14 protein-coding genes are annotated in these 17,321 nt (G+C 71.0%); 5 read left to right on the top strand and 9 right to left on the bottom strand.

The annotated features are described in order from the left end of the window. Positions 1-87: 87 nt before the first annotated feature. The gene (gene nusA, locus ACFYV1_RS29315; protein ID WP_389398614.1) at positions 88-1,083 is read right to left on the bottom strand and encodes a transcription termination factor NusA; all 996 of its coding nucleotides are present in this window, start codon (positions 1,081-1,083) and stop codon (positions 88-90) included. A gap of 2 nt (positions 1,084-1,085) precedes the next feature. Beyond that, positions 1,086-1,583, bottom strand: a complete 498-nt coding sequence (rimP, locus tag ACFYV1_RS29310) for a ribosome maturation factor RimP (RefSeq protein WP_389398613.1) — start codon at positions 1,581-1,583, stop codon at positions 1,086-1,088. A 152-nt stretch (positions 1,584-1,735) separates the two neighbouring features. Here rimP and ACFYV1_RS29305 point away from each other — a divergent pair, with 152 nt between their 5' ends. Genes ACFYV1_RS29305 through ACFYV1_RS29295 form a run of 3 tightly spaced genes read left to right on the top strand, consistent with a single transcriptional unit; the run spans position 1,736 to position 3,641 of the window. Beyond that, entirely contained in the window at positions 1,736-2,302 is a 567-nt protein-coding gene (locus ACFYV1_RS29305; RefSeq protein WP_389398612.1) for a hypothetical protein, read from the top strand. After that, entirely contained in the window at positions 2,299-2,754 is a 456-nt protein-coding gene (locus ACFYV1_RS29300) for a ferritin-like domain-containing protein (protein WP_389398611.1), read from the top strand. The genes ACFYV1_RS29305 and ACFYV1_RS29300 overlap by 4 nt, the downstream gene beginning before the upstream one ends. Positions 2,755-2,777: 23 nt before the next feature. Further along, complete coding sequence (locus tag ACFYV1_RS29295) at positions 2,778-3,641, top strand: aminoglycoside phosphotransferase family protein (protein WP_389398610.1); 864 nt, start codon at positions 2,778-2,780, stop codon at positions 3,639-3,641. A 625-nt stretch (positions 3,642-4,266) separates the two neighbouring features. On the opposite strand, the gene ACFYV1_RS29290 is transcribed toward ACFYV1_RS29295, so the two are convergent. From ACFYV1_RS29290 to ACFYV1_RS29260, 7 genes are all read right to left on the bottom strand, one after another. After that, positions 4,267-5,961: a proline--tRNA ligase gene (locus tag ACFYV1_RS29290; protein WP_389398609.1), complete on the bottom strand. Its 1,695-nt coding sequence runs from the start codon at positions 5,959-5,961 to the stop codon at positions 4,267-4,269. Positions 5,962-6,026: 65 nt separating this feature from the next. Continuing rightward, the gene (locus ACFYV1_RS29285) at positions 6,027-6,620 is read right to left on the bottom strand and encodes a GNAT family N-acetyltransferase (protein WP_389398608.1); all 594 of its coding nucleotides are present in this window, start codon (positions 6,618-6,620) and stop codon (positions 6,027-6,029) included. Between the two features lie 50 nt (positions 6,621-6,670). After that, complete coding sequence (locus ACFYV1_RS29280; RefSeq protein ID WP_389398657.1) at positions 6,671-7,513, bottom strand: GNAT family N-acetyltransferase; 843 nt, start codon at positions 7,511-7,513, stop codon at positions 6,671-6,673. A 133-nt stretch (positions 7,514-7,646) separates the two neighbouring features. Then, a complete protein-coding gene (gene ispG / locus ACFYV1_RS29275) occupies positions 7,647-8,816 on the bottom strand; it encodes a flavodoxin-dependent (E)-4-hydroxy-3-methylbut-2-enyl-diphosphate synthase (RefSeq protein WP_389398607.1) in 1,170 nt (389 codons plus the stop codon). A gap of 172 nt (positions 8,817-8,988) precedes the next feature. Next, on the bottom strand, positions 8,989-10,290 hold the full coding sequence (locus ACFYV1_RS29270; protein ID WP_389398606.1) for a M50 family metallopeptidase: 1,302 nt from the start codon (positions 10,288-10,290) through the stop codon (positions 8,989-8,991). Beyond that, positions 10,287-11,537 carry a 1-deoxy-D-xylulose-5-phosphate reductoisomerase gene (dxr, locus tag ACFYV1_RS29265; RefSeq protein WP_389398605.1) on the bottom strand — a complete coding sequence of 417 codons (1,251 nt, stop codon included), beginning with the start codon at positions 11,535-11,537 and terminating at the stop codon, positions 10,287-10,289. Before dxr ends, ACFYV1_RS29270 begins: the two co-directional genes overlap by 4 nt. Before the next feature lie 66 nt (positions 11,538-11,603). Beyond that, on the bottom strand, positions 11,604-13,562 hold the full coding sequence (locus ACFYV1_RS29260) for an acyl-CoA dehydrogenase family protein (protein ID WP_389398604.1): 1,959 nt from the start codon (positions 13,560-13,562) through the stop codon (positions 11,604-11,606). A gap of 484 nt (positions 13,563-14,046) precedes the next feature. On the opposite strand from ACFYV1_RS29260, the gene cimA reads away from it, so the two are divergent. Further along, positions 14,047-15,882, top strand: coding sequence for a citramalate synthase (cimA, locus tag ACFYV1_RS29255; RefSeq protein WP_389398603.1), 1,836 nt, complete (start codon positions 14,047-14,049; stop codon positions 15,880-15,882). Between the two features lie 217 nt (positions 15,883-16,099). Then, positions 16,100-17,305 carry a glycosyltransferase gene (locus tag ACFYV1_RS29250; protein ID WP_389398656.1) on the top strand — a complete coding sequence of 402 codons (1,206 nt, stop codon included), beginning with the start codon at positions 16,100-16,102 and terminating at the stop codon, positions 17,303-17,305. Positions 17,306-17,321 lie beyond the last annotated feature (16 nt).

The following is a 17,321-nucleotide window of genomic DNA, read 5'->3' as shown; positions in this document are numbered from 1 at the left end:
AGAATCGAACGGATGTTGTCCTGATCCTTGTGAGATCTTGGTCGGCTCCCGTCACGGCTGCAACGGGATTCCGCCCGGTTCCATTCCTCAGTCCTGGTCGGAGCCCTGCTCCGTGTCCGGCCTGATGTCGATGCGCCAGCCGGTGAGACGGGCGGCCAGGCGGGCGTTCTGGCCCTCCTTGCCGATCGCCAGCGACAGCTGGTAGTCCGGGACGGTGACCCGGGCGGAGCGGGCGCCGAGGTCGACGACCTCCACCTTGCTGACCCGGGCCGGGGACAGGGCGTTCGCCACCATCTCGGCCGGGTCGTCGGACCAGTCCACGATGTCGATCTTCTCGCCGTGCAGCTCGCCCATGACGTTGCGCACGCGACTGCCCATCGGACCGATGCAGGCGCCCTTGGGGTTCAGCCCGGACCGCGTCGAGCGGACGGCGATCTTGGTGCGGTGACCGGCCTCGCGGGCGATCGCGGCGATCTCGACGCTGCCGTCCGCGATCTCGGGGACCTCCAGCGCAAAGAGCTTCTTCACCAGGTTCGGGTGCGTACGGGACAGCGTGACGGACGGGCCGCGCACACCCTTGGCCACCCGGACCACATAGGTGCGCAGGCGCAGACCGTGCGTGTACTCCTCGCCCGGCACCTGCTCCTGCACCGGCAGGATCGCCTCGAGCTTGTCGTCCAGCTTGACCAGGACGTTCTTGGGGTCCTTGCCCTGCTGCACCATGCCGGCGACGATGTCGCCCTCACGGCGGGCGTACTCCCCGAAGGTGACGTCGTTCTCCGCGTCACGCAGACGCTGCTGGATGACCTGGCGGGCGGTGGTGGCGGCGATCCGCCCGAAGTCCGACGGAGTGTCGTCGAACTCCTTGGGCTCCTGCCCCTCCTCCAGGTCCGCCGGGTCCTCCTTGGCCCATACGGTCACATGACCGGTGTCCCTGCTGAGCACCACACGGGCGTGACGGCGGCTGCCCTCGGTCCGGTGGTACGCGATGAGGAGGGCCGACTCGATGGCCTCGACCAGCAGGTCGAAGGCGATCTCCTTCTCCTGCGCCAAGCCCTTCAGGAGCTTCACGTCGATGTCCACGGCTACGCCTCCTCTTCCTTCTTGTCCTTGCGGTTGAACTCGATTTCCACGCGCGCCTTGGTGATCTCGTCGAAGGCGACCCGGCGGGCGGTGGGCTTGCGCCCCTTCACGCCCGGTACCTCGAGATCGAGTCCTTCGTCGTCCACGGTCAGGATCCGGGCCACGAGGTCGCCGCCCTCCCGCAACTGCAGTTTCACCAGACGGCCGGTCGCCCGCACGTAGTGGCGGTGCTGGGTCAGGGGGCGGTCGGCGCCGGGGGAGCTGACTTCGAGGACGTACTCGCCCTCGCCCATCGCGTCCGTCTCGTCGAGTTTCTCGGAGATGGCGCGGCTCAGCTCGGCACAGGCGTCCAGTTCCACGCCCTCGTCGGAGTCGACGATGATCCTCAGCATGCGGCGCCGTCCCGCCCGGGAGACCTCGATCTCCTCCAGATCCAGGTCCGCGGCGCCGACGAGCGGCTCCAGCAGCCCGCGCAGCCTCTCGCTCTGGGTGGTGCTCATCCGGGTGACTCCTCGGCCGCGTGTGCTGTTGTGGGATCGTCGCGTGTCGAAGAAAGGGTATCCGGTCATGAGGGGTGTTGCCGTCCACCCTCTCGGGACCCGCAGGTACGCTCGCCTGCGGCGATGATCACTGCGAGTCCGAGGAGACAGGCGTGGGGCGCACGGGCACGACACGCAGACGTGCGCTGTTGGCGACGGGAGCGGCGGCGGCCGGCATGTTGACGGGCTGTTCGACCGACGCGCCGGCGTCCCGGCCCACGCCGGACCGGTCCCGCGACGCCGCCCGCGCGGAGGCCGCGCTACGGGCCCGGCTGGCGGCCACGAGCACGGCGCTCAGGGACGCGTACGACGCGGCCATCGCCCGCCACCCGGCTCTCACCGAGCGGCTGGCGCCGCTGCGAGCGGAGGTGGCGGCGCATGTGACGGCGCTGTCGGGGCCTGCGTCCGCGCCGTCGACGTCCGCGTCCCCGCCTGCACCGTCGGCGGCTGCACCGTCAGCGACTGCGGCCGCGGCTGCCGCTCCTTCGGCCTCCGTCCCGGTCGCCGAAGAGGAGCCCGCCGCCGCGCTGAAGGCCCTTGCCGCGGCCGAACGGCGCACCTCCGACAGCCACACGGCATCACTCGCCGACGCCGAGCCGGAACTCGCCCGCCTGCTGGCGTCCGTCGCCGCGGCCGGCGCCGCGCATGCGTACCTGCTGACGAAGGGTGACGGCCGATGAGCACGATGGACGCGCAGAGCGGTGCGGCGGCCCGGCTCGCGGCCGTACAGGCGGCGCTGGCGGCGGAGCACGCGGCCGTGTACGGCTACGGCGTGGTCGGCAGCCGGGTGGACGACGACCGGGAGAACGAGGCCGCCGCCGCGCACGCCGCCCACAGGTCACGGCGGGACTCGCTGGCCAGAACGGTGACCGACCTCGGCGGAACGCCCGCCGTGGCCGCCGCGGGCTACGCCCTGCCCTTCACCGTGGCCGACGCCGCGGCCGCGACACGGCTCGCGGCCGTTCTCGAGGATCGGGTGGCGGGCGTCTACTCCGACCTCGTACGGGCCTCGGAAGGACCGCTGCGGCTGGAGGCCGCGGGTGCGCTGCGTGAGGCAGCGGTGCGCGCGGTGCGCTGGCGCGGCAGCGGCGTAGCCTTTCCTGGGCTCGCCGAGCGGGCCGATCGGGACTGACGGGGAAAGGGAACAACTGACGTATGGCTTTCGAACCGCCGCAGCGGCTGGTCCGGGCACTCGGTGAGGACGACGAGTGGCTGGCGCGGCTGCCCGGAACCGTCCAGGGGACGGTGGACCGGCGGAAGCTGGACGTCGAACGCGTGGTGGCGCCGGGCGGCCGGTCCAGCCTGATCCTTCTCGTACGGCAGCCGGACGGAACCCCCGCCGCGCTGAAGCTGGCCCCGGAGTCCGCGGCGCCCGGCCTCGAGCGGGCCGCGCTGGAGCAGTGGAACGGCTGGGGCACGGTGCGACTGCTGGACGCGACGGACGACGGGCTGCTGCTCGAACGGCTGCACCCCGAGGTCTCGCTCCGGTCGCTGCCCGAGGCGAAGGCGCTGCTCGAGGCCGCGGGAACGGTGCGGCGCCTGTGGGTCGAGCCGCCGGCCGACCACGGATTCGAGACCGTCGCGGAGCGCACGCACCGGCAGGCGGAGGCAATGCGGCTGTCCGGCGGGCCGCTCGTCGCGGCGGCACTGGCGGCCCGCGACGAACTGGTCGCACTCGCACCGGAGACACTGCTGCTGCACGGCAACTTCCGCCAGGGCAAGGTGCTTTCCGGCGACCGGGTGCCATGGCTGGCGGTCGGTCCGGAGCCGCTGGTGGGCGAGCGCGCGTACGACCTGGCGAGGTTGGTCCGCGACCGGGTCGAGGACCTCGTCGCGTCCTCCGCCGGTGCGTCGGCGGCCCGCCGCCGGGTGAACAAGCTCGCGGACTCACTGGAGGTGGACCGGGAGCGGCTGCGTGCCTGGACGCTGTTCCGGGCGGTGGAGTCGGGCACGCGGGCGATGGCCGCGGGGCGGCGCGCGGAGGGCGAGACGGCGCTGGAGTTCGCGGGCTGGCTGTAGCGGACGGGTGGTGCCTGCGGCGGGCGTGTTCCCCTTCCCGCCCTCCCCCTGTGGCCCGGCGGCCATGGAGGTACTGCCATCCAGGCGGACCACCTGGCCCCCTTCCCGCCGGCGGGAGGTGCCGGGCTCGAGCCGCACCGCTGCGGACCAGCGGGTGACCGCCGAGTCGACACCGCGGCTGACGGCGACGTCGCCACAACCGGGCTCGGCTCCGCCCGAACCCGTTCACCGCGCTCCGCGCGGGGTTTCCGGGGCTCCTCCCCCCGCGCCTGACGGCGCGGGAGGTACGGCGCCGCCCTGCGGGCCCCGGCACAGCCTTGTCGGACCGGCACAGCCCTGCGGGCCCCGGCGCTGCCTTGGCGGCCCGGCACAGCCCTGCGGGCCCCGGCGCTGCTTCGGCGGACCGCGGCGCTGGGCTGCCGGGCGGTGTACCCCCTGGCGGGCGGTGGCCTCGATCCCCCTATGGCCTTGCGGCCGTGGATGGCGGGTCGCCGGCGCACGGGTGCCGCCCAGCCGGGGCTGGAATTGCCACTGTGCGGCATCTTCAGCCTCTTCGGCGTTTGAGGCCCTGGGGTCCAGGGGCCCGAGGGCCGGGCCCGCCCAGCAGGCCCGGCCCCGGCGCGCGCTACGCGCGCAGCCGCGCCACCGCCTCCGCCACCGGGAGCTCCTCGCGCTCGCCCGTCCGGCGGTCCTTCAGTTCCACGACGCCCTCGCCCGAGCGCCGCCCCGCCACCAGGATCTTCGGGACACCGATCAGTTCCGCGTCCGTGAACTTCACGCCCGGGGAGACACCCGCCCGGTCGTCGACGAGGACCCGCAGGCCCGCCGCGCCGAGCTGCTCGGCGACGTCGAGGGCCAGCTCGGTCTGGAGTGCCTTGCCGGCGGCGACGACGTGGACGTCCGCCGGGGCGATCTCCGCGGGCCAGCACAGGCCCTTCTCGTCGGCCGTCTGCTCCGCGAGCGCGGCGACGGCCCGCGAGACGCCGATGCCGTACGAGCCCATGGTCACGCGGACCGGCTTGCCGTTCTGGCCGAGCACGTCGAGCTGGAAGGCGTCGGCGTACTTGCGGCCCAGCTGGAAGATGTGGCCGATCTCGATGGCGCGGTCGAGCTTGAGACCGGTGCCGCAGGACGGGCACGGGTCGCCGTCCTCGACGACCACGACGTCGAGGTGGTCGTCGACCTCGAAGTCCCGTCCGGCGACGACGTTCCGGGCGTGCTTGCCGTCCGTGTTGGCGCCGGTGATCCACGCCGTGCCGGGGGCGACCCGCGGGTCGGCGATGTAGCGGACCTTCTCCAGGCCCTGCGGGCCGACGTAGCCGCGCACCAGGTCGGGGCGGCCCTCGAAGTCCTCCGCGGTGACGAGTTCGACGGTCGCGGGGGCCAGGTGGTCGCCCAGCTTGCCGAGGTCGACCTCGCGGTTTCCGGGGACGCCGACGGCGACGATCTCGCCGTCGACCTTGACCAGCAGGTTCTTCAGCGTCGCGGAGGCCGGGACGCCCAGGTGCTGGGCGAGCGTCTCGATGGTGGGGGTGTCTGGGGTGTCCAGTTCCTCGACCGGGCCGTGGGCCGCGCCCTCGACCGGGGCGAGCGCGAAGGTGACGGCCTCGGTGTTGGCGGCGTAGGCGCAGGAGGGGCAGTGGACGAAGGTGTCCTCGCCGGCGGGGGCGGGCGCCAGGAACTCCTCCGAGGCCGAACCGCCCATCGCGCCGGAGACCGCGGACACGACCTTGTGGTCGAGGCCGAGCCGCTCGAAGATCCTCACGTACGCCTCGCGGTGCAGGGCGTACGACTCGGCCAGACCCTCGTCGGTGGTGTCGAAGGAGTACGAGTCCTTCATCTGGAACTCTCGGCCGCGCAGGATGCCCGAGCGCGGACGCGCCTCGTCGCGGTACTTCGTCTGGATCTGGTAGAGGATCACCGGCAGGTCCTTGTAGGACGTGCACTGGTCCTTGACCAGCTGAGTGAAGATCTCCTCGTGCGTCGGGCCGAGCAGGTAGTCGGCGCCCTTGCGGTCCTTGAGGCGGAACAGCTCGGCGCCGTACTCCTCCCAGCGGCCCGTGGCCTCGTACGGCTCCTTGGGCAGCAGGGCCGGGAGCAGCACCTCCTGCGCGCCGATGGCGTCCATCTCCTCGCGTACGACGCGGGTGACGTTCTCCAGGACGCGCTTGCCGAGCGGCAGCCAGGACCAGATGCCCGCGGCGTTGCGGCGGACGTAACCGGCGCGGACGAGGAGCTTGTGGCTGAGCGTCTCCGCGTCCGCCGGGTCGTCGCGCAATGTCTTGACCATCAGACGGGACATGCGCTGGACCTGGGCCATGGTGAACTCCTGCTCGGAACGTGTGATGTGCAGGAGGTTAGCCGGGGCGCACCGGCAGGCGGAAATCAGTTCCCCTGCCGGTCACCCCGTGCGCCCGCCCTCCGCAGGGGCAGCCGGGCGCCCATCACCGCGTAGGGGCTGGGAGCGCTCGGGAACAGCACCTGGCCCGCGAGGTCCTCGTAGCCCAGCCTGCGGTACAGGCCGCGGGCCGGGCTCTCGATGTCGATCGCGGAGAGGATGGACCGGGACAGACCGGAGTCGTCGGTGATGGTGGTGATCAGTTCGCGCCCGATGCCGCGCCCCTGGAAGGCGGGATGGACGTGGAGTTCGGTGATGACGAAGGAGTCGTCGAGCCAGCCGTCGGTGCCGGTGCGCCGCAGGTACGGCTCGACGACGGTGGACCACCAGTGGGTGCGGTCGTTGGGCATTCCGTAGACGAATCCGACGAGCCGGCCGTCCGCGGTGGTCGCACCGAGCGATCGCGCTCCGGGGTTCTCCAGGTGCCGCAGCACGATGTAGCGGCGGATCCCGATCTCGTCGCCGCTGAGGCCGAAGGCGACCGCCTGCACCGCGAGGGCCTCGTCGACCCGTGCGGCGAGTTCGAGCGGTCCGACCACGACGTCGGGGGCATGCGCGCCGTCCCCGGTGAGTGCTGCCATGGTCCGAACCCTACTTGCCGCCGTGGCGGCGCATCACGGTGCGCCGGGAATCAGAACAGCACGCTCATGAAGGCGCCGACCTCGCGGAAGCCGACCCGCCGGTACGACGCCCTGGCCGCGGTGTTGTAGTCGTTGACGTACAGGCTCACGATCGGGGAGACGTCGGCCAGGGCGTAGCGCAGGACAGCCGCCATCCCGGTCTCCGACAGTCCGCGGCCCCGGTGTTCGGGGTCGACCCAGACGCCCTGGATCTGGCAGGCCTGCGGGGTGGCGGCGCCGATCTCGGCCTTGAAGACGACCTTGCCGTCGTCGATCCGCGCGAAGGACCTTCCGGCGCCGACCAGTTCGGCGACGCGCGCCTGGTAGAGGAGTCCGCCGTCACCGGCCATCGGCGAGATGCCGACCTCCTCGGTGAACATGGCCACGCACGCGGGCATGATCACGTCCATCTCGTCCTTGCGGATGCGGCGGACGTACGGGTCGGGCTCGATGTCCCGCGGCACTTCCTCCGTCACCATCAGGGGCTGGTTGGAGCGGACGTCCCTTGCCGGACCCCAGCTCGGTTCGAGCAGGCGCCACAACTGGGCGGTGGGCTCGGCGGGGCCGACGATGGACGAGCAGCGGCGGCCGGCCCGGCGGGCGCGGTCGGCGAAGGCGCGCACGGCCTCGGGGGTGGCGCAGATGGGGACGAGATTGGCGCCCGAGTAGCACAGGGAGCGCAGCTCCCCGTCCGCGTACCAGCCCCACATCTCGCCGCCGAGTCGCCACGGGTCGAGCCCGGCGACCTGCACTCTCGCGGTGACGAAAGCATTCGTCACGGGCTCGCTCTCGAGGATGGCGAGCGCTGCGCCGAGTTCGCCGGGGTCGAGGACCCGGGTGGTGGTCTGCGTCAACACGAGGGCGCCTCATTACACGGTTTGCTGGTCTTGGCACTCTACCCGGCAGGTCCGGGGCGTGGCGCGGGCACGCGACGACCCCGCCGCCCGGAGGGGCGACGGGGCCTTGGGGCAGTTCGGGTGTGCGCGGTCAGGCGCCGGGCTCCCCGACGGCGACGACGTCCGGCGTACCGGAGGCGATGCCGTCCTTCTCCATCTGCTCGGCGATCTTCATCGCCTCTTCGATGAGGGTCTCGACGATCTTCGACTCGGGGACGGTCTTGATGACCTCGCCCTTGACGAAGATCTGTCCCTTGCCGTTGCCGGACGCGACGCCGAGGTCGGCCTCGCGGGCCTCGCCGGGGCCGTTGACGACGCAGCCCATGACGGCGACGCGCAGCGGCACCTCCATGCCCTCGAGACCGGCGCTGACCTGGTCGGCGAGCTTGTAGACGTCGACCTGGGCGCGTCCGCAGGACGGGCAGGAGACGATCTCGAGGCGGCGCTGGCGGAGATTCAGCGACTCGAGGATCTGGATGCCCACCTTGACCTCCTCGGCCGGCGGCGCCGACAGGGAGACCCGGATGGTGTCGCCGATGCCCTCGGCGAGCAGTGCGCCGAAGGCGACCGCGGACTTGATGGTGCCCTGGAAGGCGGGGCCCGCCTCGGTGACGCCGAGGTGCAGCGGGTAGTCGCTCCGGGCGGCGAGCTGGCGGTAGGCGTTGACCATCACGACCGGGTCGTTGTGCTTGACCGAGATCTTGATGTCGCGGAAACCGTGCTCCTCGAAGAGGGAGGCCTCCCACAGGGCGGACTCGACGAGCGCCTCGGGGGTCGCCTTGCCGTACTTCTCCAGCAGGCGACGGTCGAGGGAGCCCGCGTTGACGCCGATCCGGATCGGGGTGCCGGTCTCGCCCGCCGCCTTGGCGATCTCCTTGACCTTGTCGTCGAACTGCTTGATGTTGCCGGGGTTCACCCGCACCGCGGCGCAGCCGGCGTCGATCGCCGCGAAGACGTACTTGGGCTGGAAGTGGATGTCCGCGATCACCGGGATCTGGGACTTCCTGGCGATGGTGGCCAGAGCGTCGGCGTCGTCCTGGGTGGGGCAGGCGACCCGCACGATCTGGCAGCCGGAGGCCGTGAGCTCCGCGATCTGCTGGAGCGTGGCGCCGATGTCGGACGTCCTGGTCGTCGTCATCGACTGCACGGAGACGGGTGCGTCACCGCCGACGGCGACGGAGCCGACCTGGATCTTCCTGCTGATCCTGCGGTCGGCGAGCTTCGTCGGAACGGACGGAATTCCGAGAGAAATTGCAGTCATCTGCTGTGCAACCCCAAGGCTGTGGATCGAGGTCCCGAGATCGGCGGGCTCCAGCACCCGAGATTACGGCACTGGAGTTCGGCCGGGCACATCGGACACCGAAGTCCACCCAAAGGTGACGGCCGGGCACAAAGGCTGCCCGGCCGTCCCAGAGATCCCGAAGCGGGGTCGCTCAGCTGATCTTCACGGGGTTCACGATGTCCGCCACCAGCACGAGCAGCGTGAAGCAGATGAAGACGCCCGCCACGACGTACGCGACCGGCATGAGCTTCGCCACGTCGAACGGGCCCGGGTCGGGGCGCCGGAAGACCTTGGCGATGTTCCGTCGCACCGACTCCCACAGCGCTCCCGCGATGTGCCCGCCGTCCAGTGGCAGCAGGGGCAGCATGTTGAAGAGGAAGAGCGAGAGGTTGAAGCCGGCGAGCAGCATCAGGAAGGTGGCGACGATGTTCGTCGTCGGCACGTCGAGGTTGAGCACCTCGCCGCTGAGCCGTGCGGCACCGACCACGCCGACCGGCGAGTCGTCCTTGCGCTCACCGTCACCGAACGCCGCGGCCCACAGGTCGGGGACCTTCGACGGCAGCGCGATGATCGACTCCGCGCCGTTCTCGATCATGCCGCCCATGCGGTCGACGGAGGCGCCGAAGGACAGGGGCAGGATCTCGGTCTTCGCCGCGAAGCCGAGGTAGCCGGCGGGGACGAACTCCTCGGGGACGACCTCGCCGTCCTCGTCCTTCTTGGCCACCGTGTTCTCGATGAGCGTCGCCTGGAGGACCTGCTCGGTGCCGTCCCGCTCGACGGTGATGGTGGCGGGGCCGATCGTCTCCCGGATACGGGTCGACAGCGTGGCCCAGTCCTCGACGGGCTTGCCGGCGAACGCGACGATCTTGTCGCCCTCACGCAGTCCCGCGGCGAACGCCGGCGACTGCGGGTCGCTCTTCGAACAGGTGTCACGGTTCTCGCTCTGCGCGATGACGCACTTCTGGACGCCGGCGACCTCGGTGGTCTGGGTCGGCGAGCCGAACGTCATCATCACACCGAGGAAGATCGCCACGGCGAGGACCAGATTCATGAACGGGCCCGCGAACATGACGATGACGCGCTTCCACGGCTTGCGCGTGTAGAACAGGCGCGTCTCGTCGCCCGGCTTCAGCTCCTCGTACGCCGCGGAGCGGGCGTCCTCGATCATTCCTCGCCACGGCGAGGTGGAGCGGGCCTCGATCCGGCCGTCCTGCCCCGGCGGGAACATCCCGATCATGCGGATGTACCCGCCCATGGGGATGGCCTTGATGCCGTACTCGGTCTCGCCCTTGTGCCGTGACCAGAGCGTCGGCCCGAAGCCGACCATGTACTGGGGCACGCGGATGCCGAAGAGCTTGGCCGTGGAGAGGTGGCCGAGTTCGTGCCAGGCGATGGAGAAGAGCAGCCCGACGGCGAAGAGCGCGATGCCCAGAATGGTCAACAGAATCGTCATGCGCGAGCCTCCGCCGTTGCCTTCGCTGCCGTCTCACGGGCCCGTGCCCGTGCCCAGGTCTCCGCTTCGAGGACGTCCGCCACCGTAAGGGAAGTTCCCGAGGCGGGTGTGCCGTGTTCCCCGACCACCCGGGTGACCGTATCCATGATGGCGTCGAACGGCAGCCGTCCGGCGAGGAATGCCTCGACGCACTCCTCGTTCGCGGCATTGAACACCGCCGGCGCCGTTCCGCCCAGCTCCCCCACGTGGCGGGCGAGCCCGACCGCCGGGAAGGCCTCGTTGTCGAGCGGGAAGAACTCCCAGGTCGAGGCCTTGGTCCAGTCGAAGGCGGGGGCCGCGTCCGGGACCCGCTCCGGCCAGCCGATGCCGATGGCGATCGGGCCGCGCATGTCGGGCGGGGTGGCCTGGGCGAGCGTGGAGCCGTCCGTGAACTCCACCATCGAGTGAACGTACGACTGGGGGTGGACGACGACCTCGATGCGGTCGAAGGGGATGTCGTAGAGCAGGTGCGCCTCGATGACCTCGAGTCCCTTGTTGACCAGGGTCGCGCTGTTGACCGTGATCACCGGGCCCATGGCCCAGGTCGGGTGGGCGAGGGCGTCCTCCCGGGTGACGCTCGCCAGCTCCGCCTTGCTGCGGCCGCGGAACGGGCCGCCGGAGGCCGTCACGACCAGCTTGCGGACATCGGCGCGCGTTCCCGCGGCGAGTGCCTGGAAGAGGGCGGCGTGCTCGGAGTCGACGGGGATGATCTGCCCCGGCTTGGCCAGCGCCTTGACCAGCGGACCACCGACGATCAGCGATTCCTTGTTGGCCAGGGCGAGCGTGCGGCCGGCCTCGAGGGCGGCGAGGGTGGGCGCGAGGCCGATGGAGCCGGTGATGCCGTTGAGCACGGTGTGGCAGGGGGAGGCGGCGAGTTCGGTCGCGGCGTCGGGTCCGGCCATGATCTGCGGCAGCGGCTCCGTGCCGTACCGCTCGGCGAGCGCCTCGCGCAGAGCGGGCACGGCGTCCTCGCGGGCCACGGCGACCGTCCGGGCGCGCAGCCTGTGCGCCTGCTCGGCGAGCAGACCGACCCGGCCGCCGGCGGCGGACAGGGCGGTGACACGGAAGCGGTCGGGGTTGCGCAGGACGAGGTCGATGGCCTGCGTGCCGATGGACCCGGTGGAACCGAGGACGACGATGTCCCGGCGGCCTTCGTACGGATCGAAGGCGATGTGCGGGTCCGCGAGAGGAGATGGGCTGTCGCTCATCCCCCCATTGTGGCCGTACTCCCTGTCCGCCCGGACAGGGAGTCCCCGGCGTGTGGCACCGGCCCGTCAGCGGATCGGGCGGTGGACGTTCTCCTTCACCGTCGGACCGGGTGTGGCGTCGGCGATCCAGGGGCCTTCACCGCTGGGGTCGACGACGCCCTCCTCCAGCCAGGTGTACGTGCCGGACAGGACGCCGCCCACGACCTTGCGGTCCAGGTCGTCGGTGTTGGACCAGAGGCGGCCGAACAGTTCCTCGACGCGGATCCTCGACTGCCGGCAGAACGCGTCGGCGAGCTGGTAGGCCTCGCGTCCGTGGTCCCCGGACGCGCGGAGCATGTCCGCCCGGACGCAGGCGGCGCTCATCGCGAAGAGCTCGGCGCCGATGTCGACGATCCGGCCGAGGAAGCCCTGCTTGGTCTCCATCCGGCCCTGCCAGCGGGACATGGCGTAGAAGGTCGACCTGGCGAGCTTGCGGGAGCTCCGCTCGACGTGGCGCAGATGCACGGACAGGTCCTGGTGCCCGGCCGGGTTGAACTCGCCGTAGGTACGGGGCAGGTGACCGGGGCCGGTGACGAGTTTGGGCAGCCAGCGGGCGTAGAAGGCGGCCGCGTCCACGCCGGCCTTCGCCTTGGCCGACATCGGTTTGTCGGGGTCGATGATGTCGCCGGCGACTGCGAGGTGCGCGTCGACCGCCTCCCTGGCGATGAGCAGGTGCATGATCTCGGTCGAGCCCTCGAAGATGCGGTTGATGCGCAGGTCGCGCAGCAGCTGCTCGGCGGGCACGGCACGTTCGCCGCGCGCGGCGAGCGACTGGGCCGTCTCGAAACCGCGGCCGCCGCGGATCTGGACCAGCTCGTCGGCCATCAGGCAGCCCATCTCGGAGCCGTAGAGCTTGGCGAGCGCGGCCTCGATGCGGATGTCGTTGCGGTCCTCGTCGGCCATCTGGGAGGCCAGGTCGACGACGGCCTCCAGGGCGAAGGTGGTGGCGGCGATGAAGGAGATCTTGGAGCCGACGGCCTCGTGCCTGGCGACCGGCTTGCCCCACTGTTCGCGCACCTCGGACCACTCGCGGGCGATCTTCAGGCACCATTTGCCGGCGCCGACACACATGGCGGGCAGGGAGAGCCTGCCGGTGTTCAGGGTGGTCAGCGCGATCTTCAGGCCCGCGCCCTCGGGACCGATGCGGTTCTCGGCGGGGACGCGTACCTGGTGGAAACGGGTCACGCCGTTCTCCAGGCCGCGCAGCCCCATGAAGGCGTTGCGGTTCTCGACGGTGATGCCCTCGCTGTCGGCCTCCACGACGAAGGCGGTGATGCCGCCCTTGTGGCCGTCGGACCTGGGGACGCGTGCCATGACGACGAGGAGATCGGCGACGACGCCGTTGGTGGTCCAGAGCTTGACGCCGTCGAGGACGTATTCGTCGCCGTCCGGGACCGCGGTGGTGGCGAGACGGGCCGGGTCGGAGCCGACGTCGGGCTCCGTGAGCAGGAACGCGGAGATGTCACTGGCGGCCAGCCGCGGGAGGAATTTCTGCTTCTGCTCGTCGGTGCCGAACTGTTTGAGGGGCTGCGGTACGCCGATCGACTGGTGGGCGGAGAGCAGCGCCCCGATCGCCGGGTTGGCGGAGCCGACGAGTGCCAACGCCTTGTTGTAGTACACCTGGGTGAGACCGAGGCCCCCGTACTTGGGATCGATCTTCATGCCGAGCGCGCCGAGTTCCCGCAGGCCGTTGATCACCTCGTCGGGGATCTGTGCCTCCCGCTCGATCAGCGCGCCGTCGATCTTCGTCTCGCAGAACTCGCGCAGCTTCGAGAGGAACTCCTCGCCGCGCCGGGTGGCCTCACCGGTCGGCATCGGATGCGGGTGGATCAGGTCGAGCCGGAAGCGTCCGAGGAACAGCTCCTTGGCGAAACTGGGCTTGCGCCAGTCCTGTTCGCGCGCCGCCTCCGCGACCTGTCGTGCCTCGCGCTCGCTGATCTTCGGGGTGCCGGGCTTGTGCAGGGGCTTGTCCGTTGGAGCGGACATGAGGCTCACCTCGCCGCGAATCGGGGACCGCCCAGGGCGTGTACCGAGCGGTGCTACTCGTTCGTCGTACCCGATTCTCAGTACCTCCACCAGCCCGCGTACGGCAGCGGGGCAAGATGTTCGCCTCTCACCGGGACGACGGCCCGCCGTGTGCCGGTCCCTCGCGAGGCGCCCTGCTCGTACGGCGCCCCCGCCGCGTCACCGCGTCGCCCGCCTCGATGCCCGGCCGGGTTCCCACGAGGCCGCGTTCCGGATGGTGAGACCACTGTTCCGGCATCGGGTACGCCGTGTGAGAATCCCGCCATGCTGTGCCGGCTCATTATCAGCGGCGGCGTGCCGGCAACGAGGTGACCTGGAGGCGACCCCTCCCAGGCGGCTCACCGCCCGCACGCAGACCTCTCGCGCTTCGCGAGGGGTCTTTTTGTTTGCCCCACCGGCGCACAAGTCCCCTCGGCCCACCAGCCCAGCAGACAGGAACACGGACATGGTTCATGAGACCTTCCACGTCGTCGACACCACCCTGCGCGACGCCGCGCTGCGGGAGGGCATCGATCTGACCGTCGCGGACAAGCTCGCCATCGCCCGGCACCTGGACGACTTCGGGGTCGGCTTCATCGACGGCGGACGGCCGGGGGCGAACCCACGGGACACCGAGTTCTTCGCCCGCGCCCACGCCGAGCTCGGCCTCGAGCACGCACAACTGGTCGCCTCCGGCACCACCCGTCGTGCCGGCATCAGCGCCGCGGAGGACCGCCGACTGGCCGCGCTGGTCGATTCCGGCGCCCCCGTGGTCTCCCTGGCCGCCCAGTCGCACGACCGCCACGTGGAGCTGGTCCTGCGCACCACCCTCGACGAGAACCTCGAAATGCTCCGCGACAGCGTGCGGTACCTGTGCGACCGGGGCCGCCGCGTCTTCGTCGAGTGCGAGCACTTCTTCGACGGCTACCAGGGCAACCGTGACTACGCGCTCGCCGTGGTCGGCGCCGCTCACGAGGCCGGCGCGGAGGTGGTGGTCCTGCGCGACACCAACGGCGGCACCCTGCCACCGCAGGTGGGGCGGACCGTCGCCGACGTACTGGAGCGGACAGGGGCCCGGCTCGGCATCCACGCCCACGACGACACCGGCTGCGCGGTCGCCAACACCCTGGCCGCCGTCGAGGCCGGTGCCGACCACGTCCGGTGCACCGCCAACGGCTACGGCGACCGGGTCGGCAACGCCAACCTCTTTCCCGTGGTCGCCACCCTCGAACTCAAGCTGAACCGCGCGGTGCTGCCCCCGGGAAGGCTCACCGAGGCGACCCGGATCTCGCATGCGATCGCCGAAGTCGTCAACATCGCGCCCGCCACACATCAGCCGTACGTGGGTGCCTCCGCCTTCGCCCACAAGGCCGGGCTGCACGCCTCCGCCATCAAGGTCGACCCCGGCCTCTACCAGCACATCGACCCCGAACTGGTCGGCGGCGGCATGCGGACGCTCGTTTCCGACATGGCCGGCCGCGCCTCCGTGGAGCTCAAGGCCAAGGAACTCGGCTACGACCTCTCCGGCGATCGCGACCAGGTGAGCCGGATCGTCGCCCGCGTCAAGCAGCGAGAGAACGCGGGCTACAGCTACGAGGCCGCTGACGCCTCCTTCGAACTGCTGCTCCGCGAGGAGGTCCTCGGCCACCGGGACGAATTCTTCGAGCTCGAGTCGTGGCGTGTGATCAGCGAGGACTCGAGCGGCAGGCAGGGGGCGGCAACCGAGGCGGCGGTGAAACTGCGCGCGCAGGGCCGAAGGTCGACGGCCGTGGCAGAGGGCAACGGGCCGGTGGACGCTCTGGACCGGGCTCTGCGCCAGGCGATCCAGCACGCCCATCCGGAAGTGGACCGATTCGAGTTGGTCGACTACAAGGTCCGCATCCTGGAAGGGCACCGCGGCACGGGGGCTCGGATCCGTGTACTGATCAGCGTCACCGACGGCCTCGGTGTGTGGCACACCGTCGGCGTCGCGGACAACATCATCGCGGCCTCGTGCGAAGCGCTTCAGGAGTCCTTCACCTACGGCCTGCTGCGGCGCACCGCGCCGGGCGCCGAGGGTGCGGACGCGAGCACGCCCGACTGCACGCTCACGGTCACCCTGCACAACGACCCCGCGGCCCTGCGCCGCGTCACCGCCTCGCTGGGCAGCATTCCGGTGACCGAACTCTCGTACGCGACATCCTTCTCGGCGCAGGCCACCGCCAGCATCAGGTTGCCGCGCTCGAACGCCGTGCGGGCACGCAACAAACTGAACCGCCTGGTGGAGGTCCTCGCCGTCGCAGAGGGCTCCGATCGTCCCTGATCGTCTTCGCCTCCTGGCACTGTCCGCACGTCCCCCTGGTACGCGAAGACGGCCGGAGCCCCCGCACAGTGGGCTCCTCGCAGGGCCTCTGACCTGCAATCTTTCTCTCACCTGCACGAACGCCCGGTGGTTTTAGCTCGCATCTTCACTCATCTGCCCTCCTCCTCGACCACCCGTGTTCCCGTGGGAACACGGGTGGGACGGGAACATGAACCGGATGGGGAGGTGGCGCAGTAGGGTGCGCCGAGTGAATAGTGCTTCCCGTCTCCCGACCAGCGTCCGCCTCATCGTCACGGGGGGAGGTACCGGGGGTCACACCTATCCCGCGTTGACCGCGATCCGCGCGCTCCAGCATCGGCTGGCGGCGGATGGCAGGGTGCTTGAGGTCCTGTGGATCGGCACAGCTGACGGCTTGGAGGCTCGGGTGGCACCGGCCGAGGGCATCGCTTTCAAGACCGTGGCCACGGGCAAGATTCGCCGCTCCAGCAACCCCCTCAAAATGGTGAGCCCGGCGAACATAAAGGACATGGCGCGCGTGCCGCTCGGCGTGGCTCAGGCACGGAAGATCGTCGCCGACTTCCATCCGGATATCGTGCTCGCCACGGGCGGATATGTGGCTGTCCCGGCCGGCCTGGCCGCCCGCATGTGCCGCCGCCCGCTGGTCCTCCATGAGCAGACCGTGCGACTGGGCCTGGCCAACCGGAAGCTCGCGAGCTCGGCGACGAGGATCGCGGTGTCGTCGGAGTCGTCGCTGCCGCTCCTGCCGGAGTCCGTGCGGGGGGCTGCGGTCGTGACCGGCAATCCGATCCGCCCCGAGGTGCTGACCGGACACGCGGACAAGGCGGTGGAAGCCCTGGCCCTGCACGGCTTCGACCGGCGTCTACCGACCGTGTACGTCACCGGCGGCGCGCAGGGCTCCCAGCAGATCAACGACGTTGTCCGGGACACGCTGCCGTGGCTGCTGGAGCGGGCGAACGTAATTCACCAGTGCGGGCCGGCCAACGTCGAAGGCCTTCGGCAGCACGCGGCGGCTCTGCCTGTGGAGCTGTCGGGCCGGTATTACCTCGCCGGGTTCGTCGGCCCGGAGCTCCCCGACGTGCTGGCGCTGGCCGACGTCGTGGTCTCCCGGAGCGGCGCCGGGACGCTCGCCGAGCTGACCGCGCTGGGCAAGCCTGCGGTCTTCGTACCGCTCGCTTCCTCGGCCGGGAACGAGCAGGCGCACAACGCGCGCCACCTGGAGGACGCCGGGGCTGCCGTCGCGCTGCTCGGTGAGGTGACCGTGGGGAGGATGCGGGACGCGGTGGGCCCGCTCCTCACCGATCCCGCGCGGCGGGAGGCTATGGCGGAGCGGGCCCGGGCGCACGGACGGCCGGACGCGGCGAACAGGCTCGTGGACGTGATCCTGTCCGCCGCGTCCGGCTGACCGGCGCGCGCGGGTT

This window comes from Streptomyces sp. NPDC003023 (genome assembly GCF_042888225.1).
GTDB lineage: Bacteria > Actinomycetota > Actinomycetes > Streptomycetales > Streptomycetaceae > Streptomyces.
Note: the sequence above shows the minus strand (reverse complement) of the source record. Positions and strands in the feature narration are given on the sequence as shown.

What these genes read in the sequence shown, in the direction of transcription:
- rimP (WP_389398613.1), bottom strand. Translation starts at nt 1,583, where the DNA reads ATGAGCACCACCCAGAGCGAGAGGCTGCGCGGGCTGCTGGAGCCGCTC.
- ACFYV1_RS29300 (WP_389398611.1), top strand. Translation starts at nt 2,299, where the DNA reads ATGAGCACGATGGACGCGCAGAGCGGTGCGGCGGCCCGGCTCGCGGCC.
- ACFYV1_RS29295 (WP_389398610.1), top strand. Translation starts at nt 2,778, where the DNA reads ATGGCTTTCGAACCGCCGCAGCGGCTGGTCCGGGCACTCGGTGAGGAC.
- ACFYV1_RS29290 (WP_389398609.1), bottom strand. Translation starts at nt 5,961, where the DNA reads ATGGCCCAGGTCCAGCGCATGTCCCGTCTGATGGTCAAGACATTGCGC.
- ACFYV1_RS29285 (WP_389398608.1), bottom strand. Translation starts at nt 6,620, where the DNA reads ATGGCAGCACTCACCGGGGACGGCGCGCATGCCCCCGACGTCGTGGTC.
- ispG (WP_389398607.1), bottom strand. Translation starts at nt 8,816, where the DNA reads ATGACTGCAATTTCTCTCGGAATTCCGTCCGTTCCGACGAAGCTCGCC.
- ACFYV1_RS29270 (WP_389398606.1), bottom strand. Translation starts at nt 10,290, where the DNA reads ATGACGATTCTGTTGACCATTCTGGGCATCGCGCTCTTCGCCGTCGGG.
- dxr (WP_389398605.1), bottom strand. Translation starts at nt 11,537, where the DNA reads ATGAGCGACAGCCCATCTCCTCTCGCGGACCCGCACATCGCCTTCGAT.
- ACFYV1_RS29260 (WP_389398604.1), bottom strand. Translation starts at nt 13,562, where the DNA reads ATGTCCGCTCCAACGGACAAGCCCCTGCACAAGCCCGGCACCCCGAAG.
- cimA (WP_389398603.1), top strand. Translation starts at nt 14,047, where the DNA reads ATGGTTCATGAGACCTTCCACGTCGTCGACACCACCCTGCGCGACGCC.
- ACFYV1_RS29250 (WP_389398656.1), top strand. Translation starts at nt 16,100, where the DNA reads ATGGGGAGGTGGCGCAGTAGGGTGCGCCGAGTGAATAGTGCTTCCCGT.